The organism is Rhodococcus sp. YH1 (assembly GCF_009939605.1).
In the GTDB taxonomy this organism is placed as follows: domain Bacteria; phylum Actinomycetota; class Actinomycetes; order Mycobacteriales; family Mycobacteriaceae; genus Rhodococcus; species Rhodococcus aetherivorans.
Window position 1 is genome coordinate 1 of record NZ_WVTE01000264.1, and the last position, 21,275, is coordinate 21,275.

The window sequence follows — 21,275 nt, forward strand, 5'->3', positions numbered from 1 at the left end:
CTGCTTCCTATGCAGCAATACACGGCCCCAAAGGGTGGAACCGTGTATCCGGCGATTCTAGCACCAACGTGGTCTCCACCACGGAATCCGCAGCGTGCGGTCCTGTTCGCCACTGGCTTGGGGGGAACGTTCGAGGGATCCGCGTTGCCGTCGTCGCTGCGAGTGCGGCGACCAGTCGACGGAGCCGGGGGCTCCAACCCGAAGGAAGTGATCGAGGATGACCGAGACCCAGGTGACCTGGCTGACACAGGAGTCGTACGACCGACTCAAGGCAGAACTCGACCAGCTCATCGCGAATCGTCCCGTCATCGCGGCCGAGATCAACGAGCGCCGTGAAGAGGGCGACCTCAAGGAGAACGGTGGTTACCACGCCGCTCGCGAGGAGCAGGGTCAGCAGGAGGCCCGGATTCGTCAGCTGCAGGAACTGCTGAACAACGCGAAGGTCGGTGTTGCGCCCACCCAGTCCGGCGTCGCGCTGCCCGGCTCGGTCGTCACGGTGTACTACGACGGCGACGAAAGCGACAAGGAAACGTTCCTCATCGCCACCCGTGAGGAAGGCGCCCGGGGCAACGAGATCGAGATCTACTCGCCCAGCTCCCCGCTGGGCGGTGCCCTGATCGACGCGAAGGTCGGCGAGACCCGCGAGTACACGCTCCCCAACGGCAGCACCATGAAGGTGACGCTCGTCAGCGCGGAGCCGTACCACAGCTGATCGGCGGCAGCCGCCTCGCGGCGCGGCCGGCACGACGTGAAGGGCCCGACCGGTCTCCGGTCGGGCCCTTCTCGCGCGCCCGGGGCAGGCGGTTCAGAGCAGGCGCCGGGCCTTCATGCCGGGGAAGACCGCGCCGACGCGCACCACGTCCCCGAACGTCGGGGCGTGCACCATCTGACCGCCGCCGATGTAGATGCCCACGTGCCCCGGCCCGTCGGACTGCCAGTTGCCGAATACCAGATCCCCCGGCCGGGCCAGCTGGATCGGGATCTCGGTGCCGACCCGCCACTGCGTCTGCGAGGTGCGCGGCAACGTCACCCCGGTCGCCGCGTACACCGCGTACGACGTCAGGCCCGAGCAGTCGAACCCGCCCCCCGACGGACCGTTGACGTTGCCGCCACCCCACACGTACGGCAGCCCCAGATACCGGAAGGCCAGGTCCACCACCCGGTTGCCGGTCTCGGTCATCCCCGGCAACCCGAGCCCGAAGAACGGCGAGAGCAGCCGCGCGAACACCATCTCCGTCGCCCGGATCTTCGCCACGTACGGCTTGGTCTGGTTCTCGTAGTCCGGCGACCCGGACGGCATCCCTCCGGACCGGCGCACCGCCCCCAGCCCGGCGTTGTACGCCGCCAACGTCAGGTCCAGGGTGTCCCCGCGCACCACCCCCTGCGCCTTCCACTGCTCGATCTGCCGGTAGTTGTCGCACAACAGATTCCCCGACGCCATCACCGGATCGGCGATGCCCAGCACATCGGCCCGCCCGTCCCCGTCGGCGTCCTTGCCGTAGGCATCCCAGGTTCCGGGCATGAACTGCCCCGGCCCCTTCGCCCCCACCGGCGAGACCGGGGCGCTGGGCCCGTACCGGAAGCCGTTCTCCGCCGAGTACAGCGCCGCCAGCACCGGCGCGCCGACCCCGTCGCACAACTGGCCGGCCTTGCGCAGCCACGGCGCGAACACCGCGATCGCGCCGATCGGCGCCAGGTTCGTCCCGGGCAGGATCGCCGGGATCGACGGCAACGTCACCGCGCCGCCACCCCACGCCGGACCCGGCGCCCACGCGCCGCTGCCCGTCGCCCCGGTGGCCGGCGCCCCGAACACCGACGGCCGTCCCGCCGGCGCGGCCGGCGCCGGCACCGACGGCACCTGTTCGAGCACGGCCTGCACCGGGTTCTCCACCGGCGCCGGCGGCGGTTCGAGCACCGCGGCCGCCTCCGCCGGCAGGTGCGGCATCAGCGCGTCCGTCGCCGCCGACGTCGCGTCCGCCACGGCCTGCTCCGCCGCCGGACGCATCGGCTCGGGCAACCCCGCCACCAGATCGGCGACCTGCCGGTCCGTGGTCGCGGCGGAGGCTTCGGCCGATGCCTGGAACGACTCGACCGCCTGCGTCACCTGTTCCTTGATCTGATCCGGGATGTCCGCTCCCTGTACCAGGGCACTCGCCGCCGTGGCCACCGCCACAATCACCGCCGACGGGTCAACTGACATACGCGAACTCCCCATCCCTCAGACGACCGCCTTCACCGTACTTGTGATCTCTGTCACCGGTGCGGTTTCGTTACTTGGATATCATATATATGTAAGAACCTGTTCCAATTTGGCTTTTGTGACGCGCCACACAGCGAACTCGAAGTTACATCAACAGGGAACGCGGCGCTCGATCACCGCGCGGTCGACCGGGAGGTTCGGGGGTCGAGAGGGCGGTTCCTGCGGCCACATGCGAGAAAGGGCGCCCACATCCGCCCCCTCGGCGCAGTCACATCCGGGTTTACGCCTCCAGTGCCTGCTCGATGTCCGCGACGAGGTCGGCGGCATCTTCGATGCCGACGGACAGGCGCACCAGGTCTTCCGGGACCTCGAGCAGCGACCCGGCGGTCGAGGCGTGCGTCATCGCGCCCGGGTGCTCGATCAGCGACTCGACACCACCGAGGGACTCGGCGAGGGTGAAGATCTCGGTGCGTGCGCAGAAGTCGAGGGCAGCCTGCTTGCCGCCGGCCAGGCGCAGCGAGACCATGCCGCCGAACCGGCGCATCTGCTTCGACGCGACGGCGTGGTCGGGGTGCGCCTCGTGGCCGGGGTAGATCACCTGGGCGACGGCGGGATGCCCGTCGAGCAGCTCGACGATCTTCTCGGCGTTGTCGCTGTGCCGTTCCATCCGCAGTGCCAGCGTCTTGATGCCGCGCATCGTCAGGTACGCGTCGAACGGGCCCGGGACGGCGCCCGCACCGTTCTGCAGGAACGCGAACCTGGTGTCGAGTTCCTCGTCGTTCGTGACCAGCGCGCCGCCAACCACGTCGGAGTGGCCACCGAGGTACTTGGTGGTCGAGTGCAGTGCGACGTCGGCCCCCAGGGCCAGCGGCTGCTGCAGGTACGGCGACGCGAACGTGTTGTCGACCACGATCTTCGCCCCACCGGTGTGCGCGACGTCGGCGAGGGCCGCGATGTCGCCGATGTTGAGCAGGGGGTTCGTCGGGGTCTCGACCCACACCAGCTTGGTGGTGGGGCGCATCGCCTCGCGCACGGCGTCGACGTCCGAGATGGGCGCGGGCGTGTACTCGATGCCCCACTGCGTGAACACCTTGTCGATCAGCCGGAAGGTGCCGCCGTAGGCGTCGTTGGGGATGACGAGGTGATCGCCGGGCCGCAGCACCGAACGCAGCAGGCAGTCGGTGGCGGCCATGCCGGAGCTGAACGCCCGGCCGAAGGTGCCCGCCTCGATGGCCGCGAGGTTCGCCTCGAGCGGCTTGCGGGTGGGGTTTCCGGTGCGGGCGTACTCGAATCCGCCGCGCATCCCGCCGACCCCGTCCTGCGCGAACGTCGAACTCGCATAGATGGGGACGTTGACGGCGCCGGTCGCCGGGTCGGGATCGTATCCGGCGTGGATCGCTCGGGTGGAAAAGCCGTGGCTGCGCTGCTCACTCATGCGGCTCAGCCTAGTCGGGGGCACACGCCGGTGGCCCGGGGAACACACCCCGGGCCACCGGCGCGGCCGCTACGAGCCCGCGCTGATGAACCCGAGCAGGTCGTGACGGGTGATCACGCCGACGGGCTTGCCGTCGTCGATGACCAGCAGCGCATCGGTGTCGCCGAACGCCTTCGTGGCGGCGGCGATCGACTCGCCGACACCGATCAGCGGCAGCGACGGGCTCATGTGCTTCGCGACGGGGTCGGCCAGCCTCGCGCGGCCCTCGAAGACGGCGCTGAGGAGCTCGCGCTCGCTGACGCTGCCCGCGACCTCACCGGCGGTGACGGGCGGCTCGGCACCCACGACCGGCATCTGCGAGACCCCGTACTCGCGCAGGATCTCGACGGCGTCGCGGACCGTCTCCGACGGGTGCGTGTGCACGAGGGCGGGCAGCTCCCCCGACTTGCTGCGCAGCACGTCGCCGACGGTCGAATCGTCCGGCTTGCCGTCGAGCGGGGCCCGCAGGAAACCGTACGAGGCCATCCACTTGTCGTTGAAGATCTTCGACATGTAGCCGCGCCCACCGTCGGGAAGCAGTACCACGACGAGCGCGTCCGGTCCCTCGCGCTCGGCGACCCTCAGGGCGGCGACGACGGCCATGCCGCACGACCCGCCGACGAGCAGGCCCTCCTCGCGGGCGAGACGCCGGGTCATGTCGAACGAGTCCGCGTCGGAGACGGCGATGATCTCGTCGGGGATCGAGGGGTCGTAGGCGCTGGGCCAGAAGTCCTCGCCCACACCCTCGACGAGGTACGGGCGACCGGTGCCGCCGGAGTAGACGGAGCCCTCCGGGTCGGCGCCGATCACCTTGACCTTGCCGCCGGAAACCTCCTTGAGGTAGCGGCCGGTGCCGGTGATGGTGCCGCCGGTGCCGACGCCGGCGACGAAGTGGGTCACCTTGCCGTCGGTATCGCGCCAGATCTCCGGGCCGGTGGTCTCGTAGTGGCTCTCCGGCCCGGCCGGGTTGGAGTACTGGTCGGGCTTCCAGCCGCCGGGCAGTTCCCGGGCGAGCCGGTCGGAGACGCTGTAGTAGCTGTCGGGATGCTCCGGGGGCACCGCGGTCGGGCACACCACGACCTCGGCGCCGTACGCGCGGAGCACGTTGCGCTTGTCCTCGCTGACCTTGTCGGGACACACGAACACGCACTTGTAGCCGCGCTGTTGCGCGACGAGCGCGAGACCGATGCCGGTGTTGCCGGAGGTCGGCTCGACGATGGTGCCGCCCGGTTTCAGCGCACCCGAGGCTTCGGCGGCGTCGACCATCTTGACCGCGATGCGGTCCTTGGAACTGCCACCGGGGTTGAAGTATTCGACCTTCGCCGCGACCAGCCCCGAACCCGGCTTCGTCACCGAGTTGAGCTTGACCAGCGGCGTGTTTCCGATGAGACCGACGACGGAATCCGCTATGCGCATTCCTCCATGGTCTCAGATGCCTCTGCGCAACGCCGTTCCGGCTGCTCGAGCGACGCATACGACGCACACTGGACACGGCAACTTCAGGGTGTGGCCGTCCTCTCGGAAAGGTGATCCACCGTGCCCCGAACTTCGTGGCGTGCCGCGGCGCTGGCCGGCGCGACGGCCGTCGCCGCCGGCTCCGGCGCCGGCGGCGCTTCGTGGCTGACGTACACGTACCTGATGCGCCAGGCGACGGAAGCGAGAGGCGTCATCGGCCGCACCTGGGCGAAGCCGCCCGAGGCGGACGGGGTGTACCTGCCCGGAGCGCAGTCCCCGGTGCCGTGGCGCCGCGACGTGCCGTTCGACCTGCACCTGATGATCTTCGGGGATTCGACGGCGGCCGGCCTGGGCTGCGCGAGCGCCGCCGAGGTGCCCGGGGTGCTGCTGGCCCGCGCCCTGGCCGACGAGTCCCGTCGCCGGGTCCGGCTCAGCACGAAGGCGATCGCGGGGGCCACCTCGCGGGGCCTGGCGGGGCAGGTCGACGCGATGTACGTGGCGGGACCGCCGCCGGACGCGGCCGTCATCCTGGTCGGTGCCAACGACGTGACCGCGAAGCAGTCGCTGCATCGTTCGGCGCAGCGGCTGGGCTCGGCGGTGCACCGGCTGCGCGCCGGCGGCGCCGTCGTGGTCGTCGGCACGTGCCCCGACCTCGGGGTGGTCGGCGCGATCCCCCAGCCGCTGCGCACGGTGGTGCGGACGTGGGGGCGGCAACTGGCCCGCGCGCAGGCCGCGGCGACGCGCGCGGCCGGTGGGCATCCGGTGCCGCTGGCAGACCTGTTGACGCCCGAGTTCCTCTCCGCGCCGGACCGCCTGTTCTCCGCGGACGGGTTCCATCCCTCGGCCGCGGGATACGAGCTGGCGGCCCGTCACCTGCTGCCGGTGCTGGCCGCCGCGCTGGGTCACTGGGCGGGCGGTCCGGTGCCGGAGCCGCCGCTGACGTCGGCGGCTGCCCGGCTGTGGCTGCCCCGGACACGCCGCGGGCCCCGGGAACGGCTGTTCCCGGGGCCCGCGGTCGGCACGGTGGCCGGAGAGATCGGCTAGTCGTTCTGGAAGTACGACAGCAGGCGCAGGATCTCGACGTACAGCCAGACCAGGGTGACGGTCAGACCGAAGGCAACGCCCCACGCGGCCTTCTCCGGCGCCTGGGCGCGGATGAGCTGATCGGCGGCGTCGAAGTCCAGCAGGAAGCTGAACGCGGCGATGCCGATGCAGACGAGGCTGAAGACGATCGCCAGGGTGCCGCCGTCGCGCAGGCCCAGGCCGCCGTCGACGAAGAAGCTCGCCACCAGGTTCCCCAGCGCCAGGACGAGGACACCGATCAGCGCGCCGACGATCATGCGCGTCAGGCGCGGGGTCACGCGGATCGCCCCGGTGCGGTAGACGACGAGCATGCCGAAGAACACGCCGAACGTGCCGAGCACCGCCTGGACGATCAGGGTTCCGCCGCCGGCGCCACCGAAGGTGATGTCGGTGAACATGAACGACAGCGCACCCAGGAAGAAGCCCTCGGCGACGGCATAGGCCAGGACGATGGCCGGGTTGTCCATCTTGCGGCCGAAGGTGGCCACGAGGACCAGGACCAGGCCGATGAGACCACCGCCGATGACGAACGGCGCGGCCAGATTCACGTTGCCGTTGACGAGGACGTAGGAGATCAGCGCCGAGATCGCCAGCACGCCGAGCGTGATGCCGGTCTTGGTGACGACGTCGTCGATCGTCATCGACCGCTCGGTGGTGGGCCGGGCCCAGGGGTCCGCCTGCGCGTACTGCGGCTGGCCGAATTGCTGGGTGACCTGCGCGGCGCCCGCCGTCGCAGAGCCGAACGTGGCGTATCCGCCGCCCTCTTGCTTGGGCAGGTTGCGGAACACCGGGTTACTGGTGGTGCGCACCGTGCACATCCCTTCTCGTGGTCGGTTCTGTCCGTTCAACGATCCGCGGACGCCGGGAGTTCCCCGGACCGGAGCCGAGCACGGACAAACCGGACTCTACCGGGTGCGCACGGAGCGGGTCACGGTGAACTTACGGTTGCGTCCTGCAACTTCTGTGCGGCCGACCGTCCGCTGCAGCATCCCACGATAGTTCAGGTGGGTGTTGTAGACGGTCCACAGTTCACCGCCCGGGCGCAACAGCCGGGCGGCCGCGTCGAACATCTTCACGGCCGCGCCCGTGTGCACGGCGGCGCCGACGTGGAACGGCGGATTGCACAGCACCACGTCGACGGAGGCGTCCGGCAGCGACCCGGCCACGTCGTCGCGCAGGACCTCGACCCGGTCCGCGACGTGGTTCGCGGCGGCGGTGGCGGCGGCCGACGCGACCGCCGCGGCCGACTGATCGGTGGCGATCACCCGCAGCCCGGGGAACCGCCGGGCCGCCGCGACGGCGAGGATGCCGGTGCCGCAGCCGAGGTCGACGGCGGTCCTCGCGTCGCGTGGCAGCCGGGGCAGGAAGTCCAGCAGGAATCGGGTGCCGATGTCCAGGCGGGAACCGGCGAACGCGGCCCCGTGCGCGACGACGGTGAGCCCGACGTCGGTCACCGTCTCGGTCACCGGGTAGGTCGGCTCGGCGGCGATCGGGCCGCGGGCGGTGAGCACCCGTGACTTCTGCCGGCCCCGGGAGGCCCGGACCTCGGTGAAGCTCCGGGCCAGCACCTCGTTCATCGCGGGAGTGATGTGCTTGTCGCGGCCACCGGCGAACACCGTCACGCCGGGGTCGGCGTGCCGGGCGACGGTCTCGGCGATCTCGGTGAGCGCGGCGAGCGACCGCGGCAGCTGCAGCAGCACCACCCGGGCCCCGGTGAGCAGATCGGCCCCGAGACCGTGCACGGTGAAGCGATCGGACAGGCCCTCGCGCGCGGCGTTCGCGGCCAGGGCCCGCTCCCCCACCACCGAGTCCTGGTGCACCCGGATCCCCGACGCGGAGTACCGCACGGCGACGCCGAGGGTGAGGGCGCCGTAGTGGTCGTCGATCACCGCGACGGTCCCGGCCGGCGCCGCGGCGAGCGCGGCGTCGGCTTCGTCGAGGATCAACCTGTCGGCGGCGTCGACGGCGAGCAGGTTGGGCGCCTCCACGTCCGGGAGGCGCCGCAACCGGCCGAACAACTCGTCGCCGGCAGCAGAGTCGCCGGTCAGCACTGCCCCTTGCCGGCGTTCTCGACGGCGCGCAGCGTTTCGGCCTGCTGTTCCTCGCTCAGCTCCGCCCAACCCGGCAGCGACTTCTGCGCGTCGGCGACGGAGGTCGCGGCCTGGGTGCGGTCCTGCCCCCAGGATTCGAGCTGGTCGAAGTACGGCACCAGGGCGCTGCAGATCTGGTCGTAGCTCTGGCCCAGCTCGATGCCGGTGCTTCCGGTGACCTGGCTCGTGCTCGGCGCGGCGGTGGTGGACTCGGTGGTCCCCTCGCCTGCGGAGCCGGAGTCGCCGGACGATCCGCAGGCCGCCGCGAGCAGCACCGCACCCGTACCGAACAGCGCCGCGAGAGTCTTCTTCATCGTTTCCCAATTCCGATCGCAGTGTCGTTTCCCGGAGTTTCCGGCCGTCGTTGCCGGGAGGCCCGGCCGGACAACGGTAATGGAGAACCGGCGATCGATCCGTGTCGTGCCCGCCACACCCGGGACTATCCTGGAGGAATCCACGTGAGGTGAGTGCCCCGATGGCAGAGAACGATCCACTCGCCACCCGGCGAGCCCCGGTCTCCCACGCCGGCGCGGCGGAGGACGAGACCGTCGAAGATCTGCGCCTCGCGGGGTTCGCGGACGCCGTGGAGATCGGCCGCGGCGGTTTCGGGGTGGTGTACCGGTGCCGGGAGACGGCACTCGACCGCACCGTCGCGGTGAAGGTGCTCACCGCGACGCTCGACGCCGACAACCTCGAACGGTTCCTCCGCGAGCAGCGCGCGATGGGCCGGCTCTCCGGGCACCCGCACATCGTCACCGTGCTGCAGGTCGGCACGACCGGCAGCGGCCGGCCCTACCTGGTGATGCACTACCACCCGCACGACTCGCTCGAGGCCCGCATCCGCCGCTACGGACCGCTGCCGTGGCCGGACGTGCTGCGCATCGGCGTCAAGCTGTCCGGGGCGCTCGAGACGGCACACCGGGCCGACGTGCTGCACCGCGACGTCAAGCCCGCGAACATCCTGCTCACCGAGTACGGCGAACCGCAGCTGACCGACTTCGGCATCGCGCGCATCGGCGACGGCTTCCACACCTCGTCGGGCGCGATCACCGGCTCCCCGGCGTTCACCGCGCCGGAGATCCTGGCCGGCACGCCGCCCACCCCGGCCGCCGACGTCTACGGCCTGGCCGCCACCCTGTTCTGTGCGCTGACCGGGCACGCGGCGTTCGAGCGGCGCCGCGGCGAGCAGGTCGTCACACAGTTCCTGCGGATCACGACCGAACCGGTCCCGGATCTGCGTAGCACCGGCGTCCCGGACGACGTGTGCTCGGCCCTCGAGCGCGGCATGGCCACCGAGCCGGATGCCCGTCCACAGTCCGCCGCGGAGTTCGGGGAGCTGCTGCAGCAGGCGCAGGAGCGCGGCGGCTGCGACGTGGACGAGATGGCGCTGCCCGTGGGTCCGGACAGTCTCGGGCCGCTGCCGGTCGCGGGGACCACGCACACCACCGGACCGCACCCCACGCCCACCGCGATCACCACGCCGCCGGTGCCGGCGACCCGGTTCCGGCCGCAGGCACCCACCCGGCCGCTGGTGAAGCGCACCCGGCTCATCGACCGGCTGCGCCTCGGCCGGCGCCGCCGCCTCGTCGCGATCCACGCCCCGACCGGGTTCGGGAAGTCGACGCTGGCCGCCCAGTGGCGGGAGGTACTCACCGCCGAGGGTGTTGCGGTGGCGTGGCTCGCGGTCGATCGGGACGACAACAACGTGGTGTGGTTCCTCACCCACCTGATCGAGGCGTTCCGGCAGGTGCGTCCGCAGTTCGCCCGTCAGCTGCGGCAGGTGCTCGAGGCCCACGGCGACGACGCCGAGCGGTACGTGCTGTCCACCCTGATCGACGAGATCCACCGGGAGGAGGCGCCGATGGCCCTGGTGATCGAGGACTGGCACCTCGTCACCGCCCCGGGGACCGTCGCCGCACTGGACTTCCTCCTCGACCGCGGGTGCCATCACCTGCAGATCGTGGTGACCAGCCGGAGCCAGGCCGGCTTACCGCTCAGCCGGATGCGGGTCCTCGACGAGCTCATCGAGATCGACTCGGACGCCCTGCGTTTCGACGCCGAGGAATCCGATGCCTTTCTGCGCGACGTGAGCGGCCTGGACCTCGAGCCCGAGGACGTCCGCGACCTGACCGACGTCACCGACGGCTGGGTCGCCGCGCTGCAACTGGTGTCGTTGTCGCTGCGCGACAGTGAGGATCCGACCGGGCTGATCGAGAACCTCTCCGGCCGGCACCACGCCATCGGCGAGTTCCTCGCGGACAACGTGCTCGACACCCTCGAGCCGGAGGTGTACGAGTTCCTGCTCGCGACGTCGATCACCGAGGAGATCACCGGCAGCCTCGCCACCGCGCTCACCGGCGACCCGCACGGGCAGGCGATGCTCGAGCAGATCGAGGAGCGGGACCTGTTCCTGCGCCGGGTCGACGACGAGGGCCGCTGGTTCCGCTACCACCGGCTGTTCGCGGACTTCCTGCGCCGCCGGCTCGAACGCGATCACCCCGAACGCGTGGGCGCGCTGCACCACGCCGCCGCGGAATGGTTTGCGCGCCAGCACATGCTGCGCGAGGCCGTGGACCATGCGCTCAGCGCCGACGAGCCGGAACTCGCGGTCGAGATGGTCGCCGCCGACGGGATGCTCCTGGTCGAGCACTCCCACATGACGACGCTGCTGGCGCTGGTCGCGAAACTGCCGCCACGTGGGGTGGCGGCGCATCCGCAGCTGCAGATGACCGTCGCGTGGGCGAACGCGTTGCTGCAACGGGCCGACCAGACCCGCGTCGCCCTCGCCGCGGCCCGGGGATGCCTGAGCTGCTGCAACGCGCCCGAGGAGGACATCGCGGTCCTGCAGGTCGAGGCCGACGTCGTCGACGGTGTCGTCGCCGCCTCCACCGACCACACCGCCGGCGTCGCGGACAAGGTCGCGCCGTGCCTGGACGACCCGGACACCTTCCGCCCCTGGGTGGTGTCCGTCGCGGCGAACGTGGCGACCTTCGTGGACGTCTACCGGTTCGACTTCGAGGCGGCGCGGCGGCGGCAGCGGTGGGCCGAGCCGTACCACCGGGCCACCAACGGCCCCTTCAGCCTCGTGTACGGGCTGTGCCTGCTCGGCATCGCGGCCAACGAGCAGCTCGACGTCGCCACGGCCGAAAGGCACTTCCGCGCGGGGTTGCGGGCCGCCCGCAAGGGGGGCGGCGTCCACACCCATGCCGCGCGCCTGGCCGCCGCCATGCTCGGGGAGCTGCTCTACGAGCAGGGCCGGATCGCCGAGGCCGAGGCTCTGCTCGACGAGAGTCACGAGCTCGGAACCGAGGGCGGCGTACCGGACTTCATGATCGCCCGGTTCGTCACGGCCGCGCGGCTCAAGGCGCTGCGCGGCGACCGCGCCGCGGCGGCGGCACTGCTCGACGAGGGAGCGCGGGCCGCCGACGACTACCGGCTGCCGCGGCTGCGTGCCCGGGTGATCAACGAACGCGTGCGGCTCGGCCTGCCGGTTCCGCGGCCCGCCCCGCGGGAGATGCCGGATTCCGACGCCCCGGATCCGGACGGCATCGCGGAGATCACCGCGCAGGTGGAGGACGCCACCGCCATCCGTCTCCTCTACGGCACGGGCCGGGCCGAGGACGTGGCCCGGGCCTGCGACTGGGCCCGGCTGTGGCATCGCCGGGTGTCCGGCCGCGGCCGGTACCGCGCCGAACTGCAGGCGGCGCGGCTGCTCGTGGCGTGCCTACACGCGGCCGGACGTCTCGAGGAGGCCCAGGAGGTGCTGGCCCCCGCGGTGGCCACGTGCGGGCGGCTGGGCATGCTCCGCTATCTCGTCGACGGTGGAGCCCATGTGGTGCAGGTCCTCCCGTTGCTCCGCGACCGGCTGCAGACTCTGCTGTGGCCCCCGGACTGGCCGGCGGTGGACGAGGCCTTTCTCGACGAGATGCTGCGGCTGACGGAGTCGGGCGGTACGAGCACCGCGCTCTGAGCACCGGCCGTCGGGGCACGCGTCGGCGGACGGGTAGGGCAGACTGCGAACGTGACCGCTGCTGTTCCCGACCACGTCCGCACCCGGCTCTGGCGCGACGGACGGCTCGTCGCCGAGAACTATCCGCTGGCCGAGGTCTCCGAGCACCTTCAGGACGAGGGGGCGCTGGTGTGGGTGGACCTGCACGATCCGACGCACCGCGAGCTGTCCGACGTCGCGGACGAGCTGGATTTCGATCCGCATGCCGTCGAGGACGTCGTGGCGCACGCGGAACGCACGAAGGTCACCCGCTACGCCACCCACACCTTCATGACGATCTACGCCACGTCGCTGGCGGACGAGAGCGAGCCGGCCGATGCGCACGGGTCACGGCTCAGAATCACTCGGGTCTCGGTGTTCGTGGTCCCGCGCGGCCTGGTCACGGTGCATCGGGGCACCGGATTGGACGTCGGCGAGGTGATGCGGCGCTGGGACGACAACTCCGATCTGCTCCGGCACGGCACCGCCGCGTTGCTGCACGGGCTGCTCGACGTCGTCGTCGACGGCCAGTTCGAGACCATTCAGGGGCTCGACGACGCGATCGAGGAACTGGAGGACGGGTTGTTCGACGAGCGCGCGCACATTCGCGCGCTCCAGCGTCACACCTACCGGGTACGCAAGGAACTCGTCCAGCTGCGCCGGGTCGTGCTGCCGATGCGGGAGGTGGTGGCCGCGGTGATGCGGCACCGGGCCGAGCGGGGAAACTCCGTCGAGCTCGACGGCTGGTACACCGACCTGTACGACCACGTGATCCGCGCGACGGAGTGGACCGAGTCGCTGCGCGACATGGTCACCACGGTTTTCGAAACCAACCTGTCGCTGCAGGACGCGCGGCTGAACATGGTGATGAGGAAGCTCACGGGGTGGGCCGCGATCATTGCCGTGCCCACCGCGGTGACGGGCTGGTACGGCCAGAACGTGCCGTACCCCGGCTTCGGGCAGTGGAGCGGGGTGTTGTCGAGCACCGCGATCATCGCCGGGTCGGCGGGGATGCTCTACATCGTGTTCAAGCAACGCAACTGGTTGTGACCGGCGCGGCCCGCGTCCGGCCGTGCTACGAGGTTCCTTCGGTGTCGTCGAAGAACCGCCAGTCGTGGTCGCCCTCGACCCTGACCTCCATACGCCAGCCCAGCTCGCTGTTGTCGGCCTTGGAGTCCACGAACCAGGCGTGCGCGTCGTCCGCGCTCTCGATGTCCTTGGTCGCCACCACTTCGCCCTTGGGGTCGATCACTCGGTAAGTAGCCATGCCCGGGGCTTTCCCCGGTGACGCGGCGGCCAAACCCGCGGCGCGGGGGATTGAGCCGTCCCCGCGGCGCGGGGGATTGAGCCGTCCCCGCGGCGCGGGGGATTGAGCCGTCCCCGCGGCGCGGGGGATTGAGCCGTCCCCGCGGCGCGGGGGATTGAGCCGACGCGCTGTGGGGTAACCGGCAGGGGAAGCGACCACGGACGAAGGAGGAGACATGGCTGATTTCATCGACAAGGCCAAGCACAAGGCGCAGGACGTGTCCGGTCAGGCCAAGGAGGGAGCGGGCCGCGCGACCGGTGACCGTGACCTCGAGGCGGAGGGCCGGGGCGACCAGGCGTCGAGCAGCCTCAAGCAGGCCGGCGACAAGATTTCCGACGCCGCCGGCAAGGTCAAGGACTCGTTCAAGAAGTAGTGCCGCGGCACGCATGCACGTGGCCTCGTCGACCCTGTCGACGAGGCCACGGCTCATGTCCGGGGACCGTCAGCGTCCCTCCCCGGGGCGGGTCTGCTCCCCGGAGGCCGGGTCGCCGTACTGCTCCTTCGAGAGCGGGATCTGCGTTCGGGTGGGGCCGTGTTCGGGCGGGAGGTCGTCGTGCGGCCCCTCCGGTGCCGCGTACTCGTGCAGTTCCCGGGGACCCTGGTCGAGCCGGAACGGCGGGTACTCGTCGCGCAGCAGGGCCGCGTAGGCCCACACGCGGAACCGCCAGCGGTTGATGCCCACGACGAGATCGAACAACCCGCTCGGGTAACGGGCGGTGAACAGCAGGGCGATCGCCGCGACGAGCACGAGAATGCCGAGCAGCGACCACGAGTAGGTCCACACCGCGTCGTCCCAGTCGTCGCCGTTCCCCGACGCCGCTGTGGCCCCACCCCCGACGAGCACGGCGAGGATCAGATAGTGCGGGACGGCGAGCAGCCACCACTTGACCAGCACCAGTCCCCGGGAGAGGCGTTCCGGGTAGGGGACGTCGAAATCGGCGGGATAGTCCGTGCGGTGCAGCGTGAAGGGCGGATACCGGTCGGTGCCCAGGGCCGCGTAGGTGTAGAACCCGACGCGCCACCACCACCGCATCACGCCGACGTTGAAGTCGAACAGCGGCCGTGGGTAGCGGCCGGTGAACAGGATCGCGAAGCCCGCGACGATCGTCGTGACGAAATGCGCGATCGCGAGGAAGAAGAGCACGATGTAGTGCGGGATCGCCAAGAGCCACTTCACGAGCCACAGCCCGCGCGACGGCGCGTCCGGATCGCCGCGCAGCATCACCGGATAGGAGCCCGGGGCGACGGCTGAGGGAGGCGGAGCGTGCGCCGCGGGCGGGCCGTGCCGGCCGAGTCCCACCGCTCCGAGGACGAGCAGCGGCACCCCGATCACCAGTAGCACGAGCCCGCTGATCAGCAGCCACAGCGCGAGCGGTCCCAGGAACGGGAACTGGGCGCCCGCCTGCAGGTCCACCGCCACGCCCGGGGTGGCGTCGGCGTTCATCACGACGATCGACCACACCCCTTCCTGGAATTCCCAGCGCAGCTCCTGGGTGCCCGGGCCGGAGGCCGACGCGGCCCAGAAGTCCTCGTCACCGGGCACGCGGGCGGGGTCGTCGCCTGGGATCTCGCGATACTCGGCGCGGAACGGCTCGAACCGGACGTCGGTGATCTCGGCGTGCGCGACGCCGGACAGGAAGGCGTCGACCTCCGCCTGCGGGCCGATGCCGACGAACACCGGCCGGCCGGGATCCTCCGACGCCGCACGCAATCTGAGCCGGCCGAGGTCCTCGGCGCCGAAACCTGTCGGCGCGTCGTCGAAGACCAGGTCGATGCGCTCGGAGACGAGCGCACTCGAGTCGGTGCGGTACCGCTCGGTGGGAGCGGTGAACCAGCCGTCGTCGCGCTGGGCGAAGTATCCCCAGCCGAGCACTCCGGCGGCGACGAGCAACGCCAGGCCGAGCATCGACAGCAGGACGCCTACAACGAACATGACGATCTTGCCGGCCTTCATATCGGCCTCCGATTCGCAGTGTCGTACACGCGGTCCGCACTCACCGTAGACGCCACCGAACAGGACGAACAAGACTTTGCCTCACCTCGCCGCGCCGCACCCCGCGACACGTCACGCACAGGTTCCATGCGCGTAACGCATCGGCCACCTCCCGCCGTGTAGGGTGACTGCATCGACGACACGTCTCGGTCGATCGCTTCCGATCGGGCGAGTACAGCGTGATTTCGGTCGAGCACCACCAACCGAGCCCTGTCCCGTGACCGTCCTACCCGCATACCGGGTACGGGTGTAGCGGCGGCAGCGTCGGGGTACCACAGCTGCGGCTCCGCCGCCCCGACCCGGCTCGCCGGCCCGAAAGGACATCATGCACAACGAAACCGAGTTCCAGACGCCGCTCTTCGTCGAGCCCACCACTCCCGGCGACGAGGGGAACACCGAGCCCGTCGCGACCTCGCAGCCGCCGAGCGGTCCGTACGACTACCACGGCATCTTCTCCGCCCGGGCCTGATCCGCGTCACTGCCGGCCCGGATTGCGGGATGACAAGCCCGCCAGACGATCCCGGCAGTCTCCCTGCCCTCGAGGCCCGTGCGACAGGGCCGCCGTCCGGAGGGCGTACAGTGGACGGCGGCCGGTGGGGAAGACCCGGCCACGCGAACGCCCCGGCCCCGCGCCGGGGCGTTCGTCATTCCGGACGCCGTTCGGTCGACGATTGGAATCGGCCGGGAACGGGAACGCAGTCCGAGGGTCGCCCACGACCCTTTCCCGACCGGAAGGACTTCCATCATGACCAAGGTGCTGTTCGTCGTCACCGGAGCCGATCACTGGACGCTGGCCGACGGGACGCGACACCCCACGGGGTTCTGGGCCGAGGAGCTGATCGAGCCGTACCGGGTGTTCACCGACGCCGGATTCGACATCACGTTCGCCACACCGGGTGGCCGCACCCCCGTCGTGGACGAAGCCAGTCTCGCGCCCGACGCCGCCGGAGGCGAGGAGCGCAGCGACGAACTGCGGCAGACCCTCGCCGACCTGAAGCCGGTCCTCGACTCCCCCACCGTGCTCGAGGACGTGCGCGCCGAGGACTACGACCTCGTGTTCGTCCCGGGTGGGCACGGCCCGATGGAGGATCTTGCCGTGTCCGAACCGTTCGGCCGGCTGCTCGGGAACTTCCTGGACGCCGACAAGCTCGTCTCCGTCGTATGCCACGCCCCCGCCGCACTGCTGCCGGCACGACGCGCGGACGGCGGCTGGCTCTTCGACGGGTACCGGATGACCGGCTTCACGAACGAGGAGGAGACGCAGGCCGGGCTGGCCGAGAAGGCGCCGTGGCTGCTCGAGGATCGCCTCCGTGAGAGCGGCGCCCAGTTCTCCGCGGGACCGGCGTGGCAACCGCACGTCGTGGTCGACCGCCGCCTCTACACCGGACAGAACCCGGCGTCGTCGCGCGAGGTGGCGGAGCGGGTGGTCGAGGCGGCGAAGAACTGATCTCGCCCCGAGCGGGCGACGCTTGTCGCCCTGACCGAGCCGGGGCGCGGGGTGTCACATTGCGGACATACCGGTCACCCGGTTTCATGTAGGGGTGCGCCGGCTGTGGAAGTGGAACAAGGAAGAGCCGTTCTTCGGGGACCCCGAAGAGCCCCGTGGCACGGCCGCGATCGTCGTGATGATCGCGGTCGTCGTCGCAGTGGGGACCGTGCTGTTGCTGACGGCGGGCGCGCCGCTGCCCTGACGCGTGGCCGACACTGCAGTCAGGCAGCCGGCACCGACAACGGCGGCTGCAGGTCGAACCACGGTCGTGCCCGCTCGAGTTCGGCCGCCAGGGACAGCAGCAAACCCTCACCGCCCAGAGGCGCCACGAACTGCACCCCGAGCGGCAGGCCCGTCGTCGTCCAGTACAGCGGCAACGAAATCGCCGGCCTTCCGGTCAGATTCGCCAACTGGGTGTAGGGCGTCCGACCGAGGTTCTCGTCCACGATGCGATCCATGACGCCCGCCCGGCGGAGGACCCCTCCCAGATGTGCCGCGAGGAGGGCGCGACCGGCGGCGCGGACGACGCGGGGGGTGGTCAACTCACCGATCCGCGCCGGCGGGAACGCAAGCGTCGGAGTCAGCAACAGGTCGTACGTCTCATGGAAGACCGCCAACCGGCGGGCGTATCCGTTCCACCGCTCGAGCGAGGCGAGGTACTCGGACGGCCGCACCGAGTCCCCGAGGGCGGCGAGAAGACGGGTGTCCATTTCGAATCCCTCGGGACCACACCCGGTGAGCCGACGGGCTCGCCGGATCTCGACGGCCACCCCCGCGAACCACATCGTCAGGAAATCCACTGCGAGGCCGCGTTCGTCGACTCCGGTGGCCGCGGGTTCCACGTGGTGCCCGAGTTCGCCGAGCAGGGTCGCCGCATCGGCGACGGCCGCGACGGCCGCCGGATCCACCGGCGTGCCGAGCGGCGATTCCGTCGCGAATCCGATGCGCAGCCTGCGGGGTTCTTCCGACGCCACAGAGGAATACGAATCCTCGGGCATGGCAACCAGATACGGACCCGCCGGGTCCGGACCGGCGAGCACGTCCAGCATCGCCGCCGTGTCCCGTACCGTGCGCGTCACCACCCCGTGGCTGACGGCTCCGTGCAGGAGCTCACCGAACGCGGGACCACTCGGAACCACACCGCGCCCCGGTTTCAGGCCGACCAGCCCGCAGCACGCCGCCGGGATGCGGATCGAACCGCCGCCGTCGTTCGCCCCCGCCGCCGGCACCACCCCCGCCGCCACCGCGGCGGCCGAACCCCCGGAGGATCCGCCCGGGGTGTGCGCGGGATTCCACGGATTACGGGTGGGACCGTTGACCTCCGGCTCGGTGATGCCCTTCGCGCCGAACTCGGGGGTGTTGGTCTTCCCGAAGATCACCAGTCCCGCTCCGAGCCACCGGTCCACGACCAGCGCGTTGCGCTCGGCGGGCAGTGCGGCGAGGGCGCGGCTGCCACTTCCGGTGGGCGTCCCGGCGACGTCCTGCAACAGATCCTTGACCAGGAACGGCACCCCGGCGAACGGGCCGGTGAGTATCTCGCGCGCCCGGGCACGGGCGCGCTCGTCGAGCCGGTACACCACCGTGTTCAGAGTCGGCTCCACAGTGTGGAGTCGGCTCAGCGCCGCTTCGAGCAGCTCCCCCGCGTCGACCTGCCCGCTCGCGACGAGCCCGGCAAGGCCCACGGCGTCGAACCGGCGGTACTCGGCGTAGTCCACGGCTCCGCCTCCTCGGGAACCCGGCGGTGTCTCCTCATTCTCCCGCCGGGGCCAGCGCGAGGGGAGCGCTTTCCCGCGATGTTCGCGCGACCGGGTTCGACCGAATGCGCCCGATCGGGACGGGGGCCTGCAACGATTTTGGATATGAAGCACTTTCGGATAGTCAACGAAGACGGGTCCGTCGTCGACCAGCAGCCGTTCGAGACCGAGGACGAGGCCCTGGCGTGGGCGCACACGCATCCGCGGGCGGGAACCCCGGGATGGACCCTGGAGGAGCAGGTCGAGGCAGACTGGGAGAAGCGGGAGAACTCCGAGCGGACCTGACCGCAGCGGACCGGGCTGCTCGGGGGGTGGATTCAGCCCTCCTGACGCTTCGCCCACGTCAGCACGAGTCTCGGCTCTGCAGAATTGGACGAATCGAGTTCCAGCGTGGCGTCTTCCGGAGCGCCCGCGAGGAACGCACGGACGATGCTCATCGTGACCGGGGTGCTGAGGGGCAGAACGGCACTTTCGGTTTCGTTCGACATACACCGAACGTATCGTCATCGCGGGTCCTCCGCTGGGTGAGACGAGCGGTCGTCCGCCTCCGTCAACGCTCGCCGGCAGTCACGAGCGTCCGAGAACAGAACCCCGACAACGGTGAGGACCTGGTCGGTCCGCAAGTCCGTGCGAACAAGATCATCAGTGGGTGTCGGTCGGCTGTCGGGGACAGCAACAGGCCTTCGCTGCCTGGCGGCTGCTGAGCGCAGATGATTCGACGAATGCGCCGCGACCAGGGCCTTCGTCCGGGACGATGCCCACTGGAAGTACTCCCGGATCGTGCACACGGACGGCGCCGTCGTCGACGAGCAGCCGTTCGCGACCCAGGACTAGGCGGACGCGTGGGCACGCACGCACCCGTGGACGCTTCCCGACCGAGGAATGGGCTGGGAGCAGGCGGGGCCTGCGCTCCTCATCCCTTGCAGGTGAAGGGAGCTACTCGATCGGCGGCCGACGACTGTGTACCGCGCATCCGGGGCTCAACCTGCGAGTCCACTGATTCCGAGAGAGGACCGACATCATGGACGAAACCACGCGGCCTTCGGAGGCCCTCAACACGTTCCTGAATGCACTTCCCGGAGTCAACAGCTGGGCGATGCGCAAGGGGTATCTCGAGGCGGGCATCCGGGACAACGACGTCGTCGTGTGGTCGGGGATGCTGGACTCCAGGACGATCCTGCTCGGGGGAAGTTCCAGCTCTCTCTACTTCTCGACGTCCGCGGACCTGACCGGCGGTCCACTGGTAGTCGAGAGTCCGCCGCTCACACTCACATTCATGAACGACATGTGGGCACGGTGGGTGACCGACTCCGGCATGGGCGGCCCGGACCGCGGTGCCGGCGGTTCGTCGAGGGAACCGGTCTCCCCATGAACACCGTCAATCCCAACGACAGTTCGTTCTACCAGTTCGCGAGTGACCTGGTGAGCGACCAGCCCGCCGAGGCACTCGATGCCGAGATTGCCGGCGAACTCGCCGCGATCGGGATCGTCAAGGGCAAGGCCTTCGAGCCGGACGCGCGGATGCGGGAGATCCTGACCGAGGCAGCCGCCGTGGGCAATGCGATCGCACGCACCCTCACCTTCCGCCCGCGCACAGAAGACGGGGTCCACTACTACGGGGAGGCGTCGCAATGGGTCAACGGCCTGCTCGCGGGCGGTTACGACCTCATGACCCCGCCCGCGGAGGTTTCCGACACGGGAATCGGGCCGTACCCGTCCGACGGCGCACGGAAGCTGCATCTTCGCACCCAGTTCTTCTACCTCGCCTGGGGAATCAGTCCGGCGATGTGCATGCGGATCACGAACCTCGGTTCGCAGTACCTCGTCGCGGCCGCGGACAAAGAGGGCCGAACCCTCGACGGCGGCAGGCATTACACGGTGTCGCTTCCCCCTGGCATCCCGGCCGCCAGGTTCTGGTCCCTGACCGCGTGGGACAACCAGACCCGGTCCATGCTCGACACACCGCAACGATTCTCGAAAGTCGGCAGCCAGGGCTACCCTCGCCGGGCTGCGACCGCCGATCCCGACGGGTCGACGACGGTGCACTTCGCGCCCGAACTCCCCGACGGCGTACCCGATGGCACCTGGATCCAGACGACGCCGGACAGGGGATCGTGTGTGCCTGCGTCTCTACAGCCCGCTGCAACCGTTCTTCGACAGGTCCTGGCGCCCCGGGGAGATCGAAGAAGTGGAGATCTGAAGGGATCACCGCCGTCGATGCTGGGCACCTCTTACTGTTCACCCGACGACGCACCCGGTGGTGCGGGTCATTTGCTACGCCGCGAATTGGTCGCCGAATTGTACAGATCGAGTGCCCCCAGTCGGACTCGAACCGACACTTGGCGGATTTTAAGTCCGCTGCCTCTGCCAATTGGGCTATGGGGGCGCAAGAAGAGGGTAGTGCGTGGTGTCCTCCCGGACCCGGGCAGGTCCGGAAGGACAC

General features: G+C 70.4%; 19 protein-coding genes, 1 tRNA gene and 1 pseudogene. 11 read left to right on the top strand and 10 right to left on the bottom strand.

What is annotated here, in order from left to right; genetic code table 11:
- Positions 1–217 precede the first annotated feature (217 nt).
- The gene (gene greA / locus AIIKEEIJ_RS26575; protein WP_003935085.1) at positions 218–712 is read left to right on the top strand and encodes a transcription elongation factor GreA; all 495 of its coding nucleotides are present in this window, start codon (positions 218–220) and stop codon (positions 710–712) included.
- Between the two features lie 93 nt (positions 713–805).
- Here the strand turns inward: greA and AIIKEEIJ_RS26580 are convergent, their stop codons facing one another.
- The 3 genes from AIIKEEIJ_RS26580 to AIIKEEIJ_RS26590 all read right to left on the bottom strand — a co-directional run bounded on the left by AIIKEEIJ_RS26580 (position 806) and on the right by AIIKEEIJ_RS26590 (position 5,090).
- A complete protein-coding gene (locus AIIKEEIJ_RS26580) occupies positions 806–2,200 on the bottom strand; it encodes a bifunctional lytic transglycosylase/C40 family peptidase (protein WP_202917656.1) in 1,395 nt (464 codons plus the stop codon).
- Positions 2,201–2,480: 280 nt separating this feature from the next.
- Positions 2,481–3,635, bottom strand: a complete 1,155-nt coding sequence (locus tag AIIKEEIJ_RS26585; protein ID WP_006939059.1) for a cystathionine gamma-synthase — start codon at positions 3,633–3,635, stop codon at positions 2,481–2,483.
- Positions 3,636–3,704: 69 nt separating this feature from the next.
- A complete protein-coding gene (locus AIIKEEIJ_RS26590; protein ID WP_006939058.1) occupies positions 3,705–5,090 on the bottom strand; it encodes a cystathionine beta-synthase in 1,386 nt (461 codons plus the stop codon).
- A 120-nt stretch (positions 5,091–5,210) separates the two neighbouring features.
- Here AIIKEEIJ_RS26590 and AIIKEEIJ_RS26595 point away from each other — a divergent pair, with 120 nt between their 5' ends.
- Positions 5,211–6,173, top strand: coding sequence for an SGNH/GDSL hydrolase family protein (locus tag AIIKEEIJ_RS26595; RefSeq protein WP_050034817.1), 963 nt, complete (start codon positions 5,211–5,213; stop codon positions 6,171–6,173).
- Here AIIKEEIJ_RS26595 and AIIKEEIJ_RS26600 read toward each other — a convergent pair.
- The 3 genes from AIIKEEIJ_RS26600 to AIIKEEIJ_RS26610 all read right to left on the bottom strand — a co-directional run bounded on the left by AIIKEEIJ_RS26600 (position 6,170) and on the right by AIIKEEIJ_RS26610 (position 8,616).
- On the bottom strand, positions 6,170–7,021 hold the full coding sequence (locus tag AIIKEEIJ_RS26600) for a Bax inhibitor-1/YccA family protein (RefSeq protein WP_029542200.1): 852 nt from the start codon (positions 7,019–7,021) through the stop codon (positions 6,170–6,172). The two genes, AIIKEEIJ_RS26595 and AIIKEEIJ_RS26600, sit on opposite strands and share 4 nt — an antisense overlap.
- Positions 7,022–7,117: 96 nt before the next feature.
- Positions 7,118–8,263, bottom strand: coding sequence for a methyltransferase (locus AIIKEEIJ_RS26605; protein ID WP_161996907.1), 1,146 nt, complete (start codon positions 8,261–8,263; stop codon positions 7,118–7,120).
- Positions 8,257–8,616 carry a hypothetical protein gene (locus tag AIIKEEIJ_RS26610; RefSeq protein ID WP_006935793.1) on the bottom strand — a complete coding sequence of 120 codons (360 nt, stop codon included), beginning with the start codon at positions 8,614–8,616 and terminating at the stop codon, positions 8,257–8,259. Before AIIKEEIJ_RS26610 ends, AIIKEEIJ_RS26605 begins: the two co-directional genes overlap by 7 nt.
- A 161-nt stretch (positions 8,617–8,777) precedes the next feature.
- On the opposite strand from AIIKEEIJ_RS26610, the gene AIIKEEIJ_RS26615 reads away from it, so the two are divergent.
- Entirely contained in the window at positions 8,778–12,272 is a 3,495-nt protein-coding gene (locus AIIKEEIJ_RS26615; protein WP_065922860.1) for a serine/threonine-protein kinase, read from the top strand.
- 51 nt (positions 12,273–12,323) lie between these two features.
- Positions 12,324–13,340 carry a magnesium transporter CorA family protein gene (locus tag AIIKEEIJ_RS26620; RefSeq protein WP_006935791.1) on the top strand — a complete coding sequence of 339 codons (1,017 nt, stop codon included), beginning with the start codon at positions 12,324–12,326 and terminating at the stop codon, positions 13,338–13,340.
- Positions 13,341–13,365: 25 nt separating this feature from the next.
- Here the strand turns inward: AIIKEEIJ_RS26620 and AIIKEEIJ_RS26625 are convergent, their stop codons facing one another.
- Positions 13,366–13,557, bottom strand: coding sequence for a hypothetical protein (locus tag AIIKEEIJ_RS26625; RefSeq protein WP_029542193.1), 192 nt, complete (start codon positions 13,555–13,557; stop codon positions 13,366–13,368).
- A 214-nt stretch (positions 13,558–13,771) separates the two neighbouring features.
- On the opposite strand from AIIKEEIJ_RS26625, the gene AIIKEEIJ_RS26630 reads away from it, so the two are divergent.
- Positions 13,772–13,969 (top strand): CsbD family protein, encoded by a 198-nt coding sequence (locus tag AIIKEEIJ_RS26630; RefSeq protein ID WP_161996908.1) that lies wholly within the window; start codon positions 13,772–13,774, stop codon positions 13,967–13,969.
- 69 nt (positions 13,970–14,038) lie between these two features.
- On the opposite strand, the gene AIIKEEIJ_RS26635 is transcribed toward AIIKEEIJ_RS26630, so the two are convergent.
- Positions 14,039–15,550, bottom strand: coding sequence for a DUF4389 domain-containing protein (locus AIIKEEIJ_RS26635; protein ID WP_050034816.1), 1,512 nt, complete (start codon positions 15,548–15,550; stop codon positions 14,039–14,041).
- A 364-nt stretch (positions 15,551–15,914) separates the two neighbouring features.
- Between AIIKEEIJ_RS26635 and AIIKEEIJ_RS32735 the strand changes: the two genes are divergently transcribed.
- The 3 genes from AIIKEEIJ_RS32735 to AIIKEEIJ_RS26645 all read left to right on the top strand — a co-directional run bounded on the left by AIIKEEIJ_RS32735 (position 15,915) and on the right by AIIKEEIJ_RS26645 (position 17,280).
- Complete coding sequence (locus AIIKEEIJ_RS32735; protein ID WP_006935784.1) at positions 15,915–16,058, top strand: hypothetical protein; 144 nt, start codon at positions 15,915–15,917, stop codon at positions 16,056–16,058.
- A 276-nt stretch (positions 16,059–16,334) separates the two neighbouring features.
- Positions 16,335–17,036 carry a type 1 glutamine amidotransferase domain-containing protein gene (locus tag AIIKEEIJ_RS26640; protein WP_006935783.1) on the top strand — a complete coding sequence of 234 codons (702 nt, stop codon included), beginning with the start codon at positions 16,335–16,337 and terminating at the stop codon, positions 17,034–17,036.
- 94 nt (positions 17,037–17,130) lie between these two features.
- Positions 17,131–17,280: a hypothetical protein gene (locus tag AIIKEEIJ_RS26645; RefSeq protein WP_006935782.1), complete on the top strand. Its 150-nt coding sequence runs from the start codon at positions 17,131–17,133 to the stop codon at positions 17,278–17,280.
- A 19-nt stretch (positions 17,281–17,299) separates the two neighbouring features.
- Here the strand turns inward: AIIKEEIJ_RS26645 and AIIKEEIJ_RS26650 are convergent, their stop codons facing one another.
- Positions 17,300–18,793: an amidase gene (locus AIIKEEIJ_RS26650; protein WP_050034814.1), complete on the bottom strand. Its 1,494-nt coding sequence runs from the start codon at positions 18,791–18,793 to the stop codon at positions 17,300–17,302.
- 144 nt (positions 18,794–18,937) lie between these two features.
- Between AIIKEEIJ_RS26650 and AIIKEEIJ_RS26655 the strand changes: the two genes are divergently transcribed.
- From AIIKEEIJ_RS26655 to AIIKEEIJ_RS34365, 3 genes and pseudogenes are all read left to right on the top strand, one after another.
- On the top strand, positions 18,938–19,117 hold the full coding sequence (locus AIIKEEIJ_RS26655; protein ID WP_006935779.1) for a hypothetical protein: 180 nt from the start codon (positions 18,938–18,940) through the stop codon (positions 19,115–19,117).
- Between the two features lie 736 nt (positions 19,118–19,853).
- Complete coding sequence (locus AIIKEEIJ_RS26660; RefSeq protein ID WP_029542191.1) at positions 19,854–20,204, top strand: DUF1254 domain-containing protein; 351 nt, start codon at positions 19,854–19,856, stop codon at positions 20,202–20,204.
- A gap of 419 nt (positions 20,205–20,623) precedes the next feature.
- Positions 20,624–20,926, top strand: a pseudogene (locus AIIKEEIJ_RS34365) (DUF1214 domain-containing protein); the annotation flags it as partial.
- A 218-nt stretch (positions 20,927–21,144) separates the two neighbouring features.
- Here the strand turns inward: AIIKEEIJ_RS34365 and AIIKEEIJ_RS26670 are convergent.
- Positions 21,145–21,218, bottom strand: a tRNA-Leu gene (locus AIIKEEIJ_RS26670).
- Positions 21,219–21,275: the final 57 nt, after the last annotated feature.

Bases quoted from the DNA above. Each gene is read 5' to 3' on its own strand.
- greA (WP_003935085.1), top strand. From the start codon at position 218: ATGACCGAGACCCAGGTGACCTGGCTGACACAGGAGTCGTACGACCGA.
- AIIKEEIJ_RS26580 (WP_202917656.1), bottom strand. From the start codon at position 2,200: ATGTCAGTTGACCCGTCGGCGGTGATTGTGGCGGTGGCCACGGCGGCG.
- AIIKEEIJ_RS26585 (WP_006939059.1), bottom strand. From the start codon at position 3,635: ATGAGTGAGCAGCGCAGCCACGGCTTTTCCACCCGAGCGATCCACGCC.
- AIIKEEIJ_RS26590 (WP_006939058.1), bottom strand. From the start codon at position 5,090: ATGCGCATAGCGGATTCCGTCGTCGGTCTCATCGGAAACACGCCGCTG.
- AIIKEEIJ_RS26610 (WP_006935793.1), bottom strand. From the start codon at position 8,616: ATGAAGAAGACTCTCGCGGCGCTGTTCGGTACGGGTGCGGTGCTGCTC.
- AIIKEEIJ_RS26615 (WP_065922860.1), top strand. From the start codon at position 8,778: ATGGCAGAGAACGATCCACTCGCCACCCGGCGAGCCCCGGTCTCCCAC.
- AIIKEEIJ_RS26625 (WP_029542193.1), bottom strand. From the start codon at position 13,557: ATGGCTACTTACCGAGTGATCGACCCCAAGGGCGAAGTGGTGGCGACC.
- AIIKEEIJ_RS26630 (WP_161996908.1), top strand. From the start codon at position 13,772: ATGGCTGATTTCATCGACAAGGCCAAGCACAAGGCGCAGGACGTGTCC.
- AIIKEEIJ_RS26635 (WP_050034816.1), bottom strand. From the start codon at position 15,550: ATGAAGGCCGGCAAGATCGTCATGTTCGTTGTAGGCGTCCTGCTGTCG.
- AIIKEEIJ_RS32735 (WP_006935784.1), top strand. From the start codon at position 15,915: ATGCACAACGAAACCGAGTTCCAGACGCCGCTCTTCGTCGAGCCCACC.
- AIIKEEIJ_RS26640 (WP_006935783.1), top strand. From the start codon at position 16,335: ATGACCAAGGTGCTGTTCGTCGTCACCGGAGCCGATCACTGGACGCTG.
- AIIKEEIJ_RS26655 (WP_006935779.1), top strand. From the start codon at position 18,938: ATGAAGCACTTTCGGATAGTCAACGAAGACGGGTCCGTCGTCGACCAG.
- AIIKEEIJ_RS26660 (WP_029542191.1), top strand. From the start codon at position 19,854: ATGGACGAAACCACGCGGCCTTCGGAGGCCCTCAACACGTTCCTGAAT.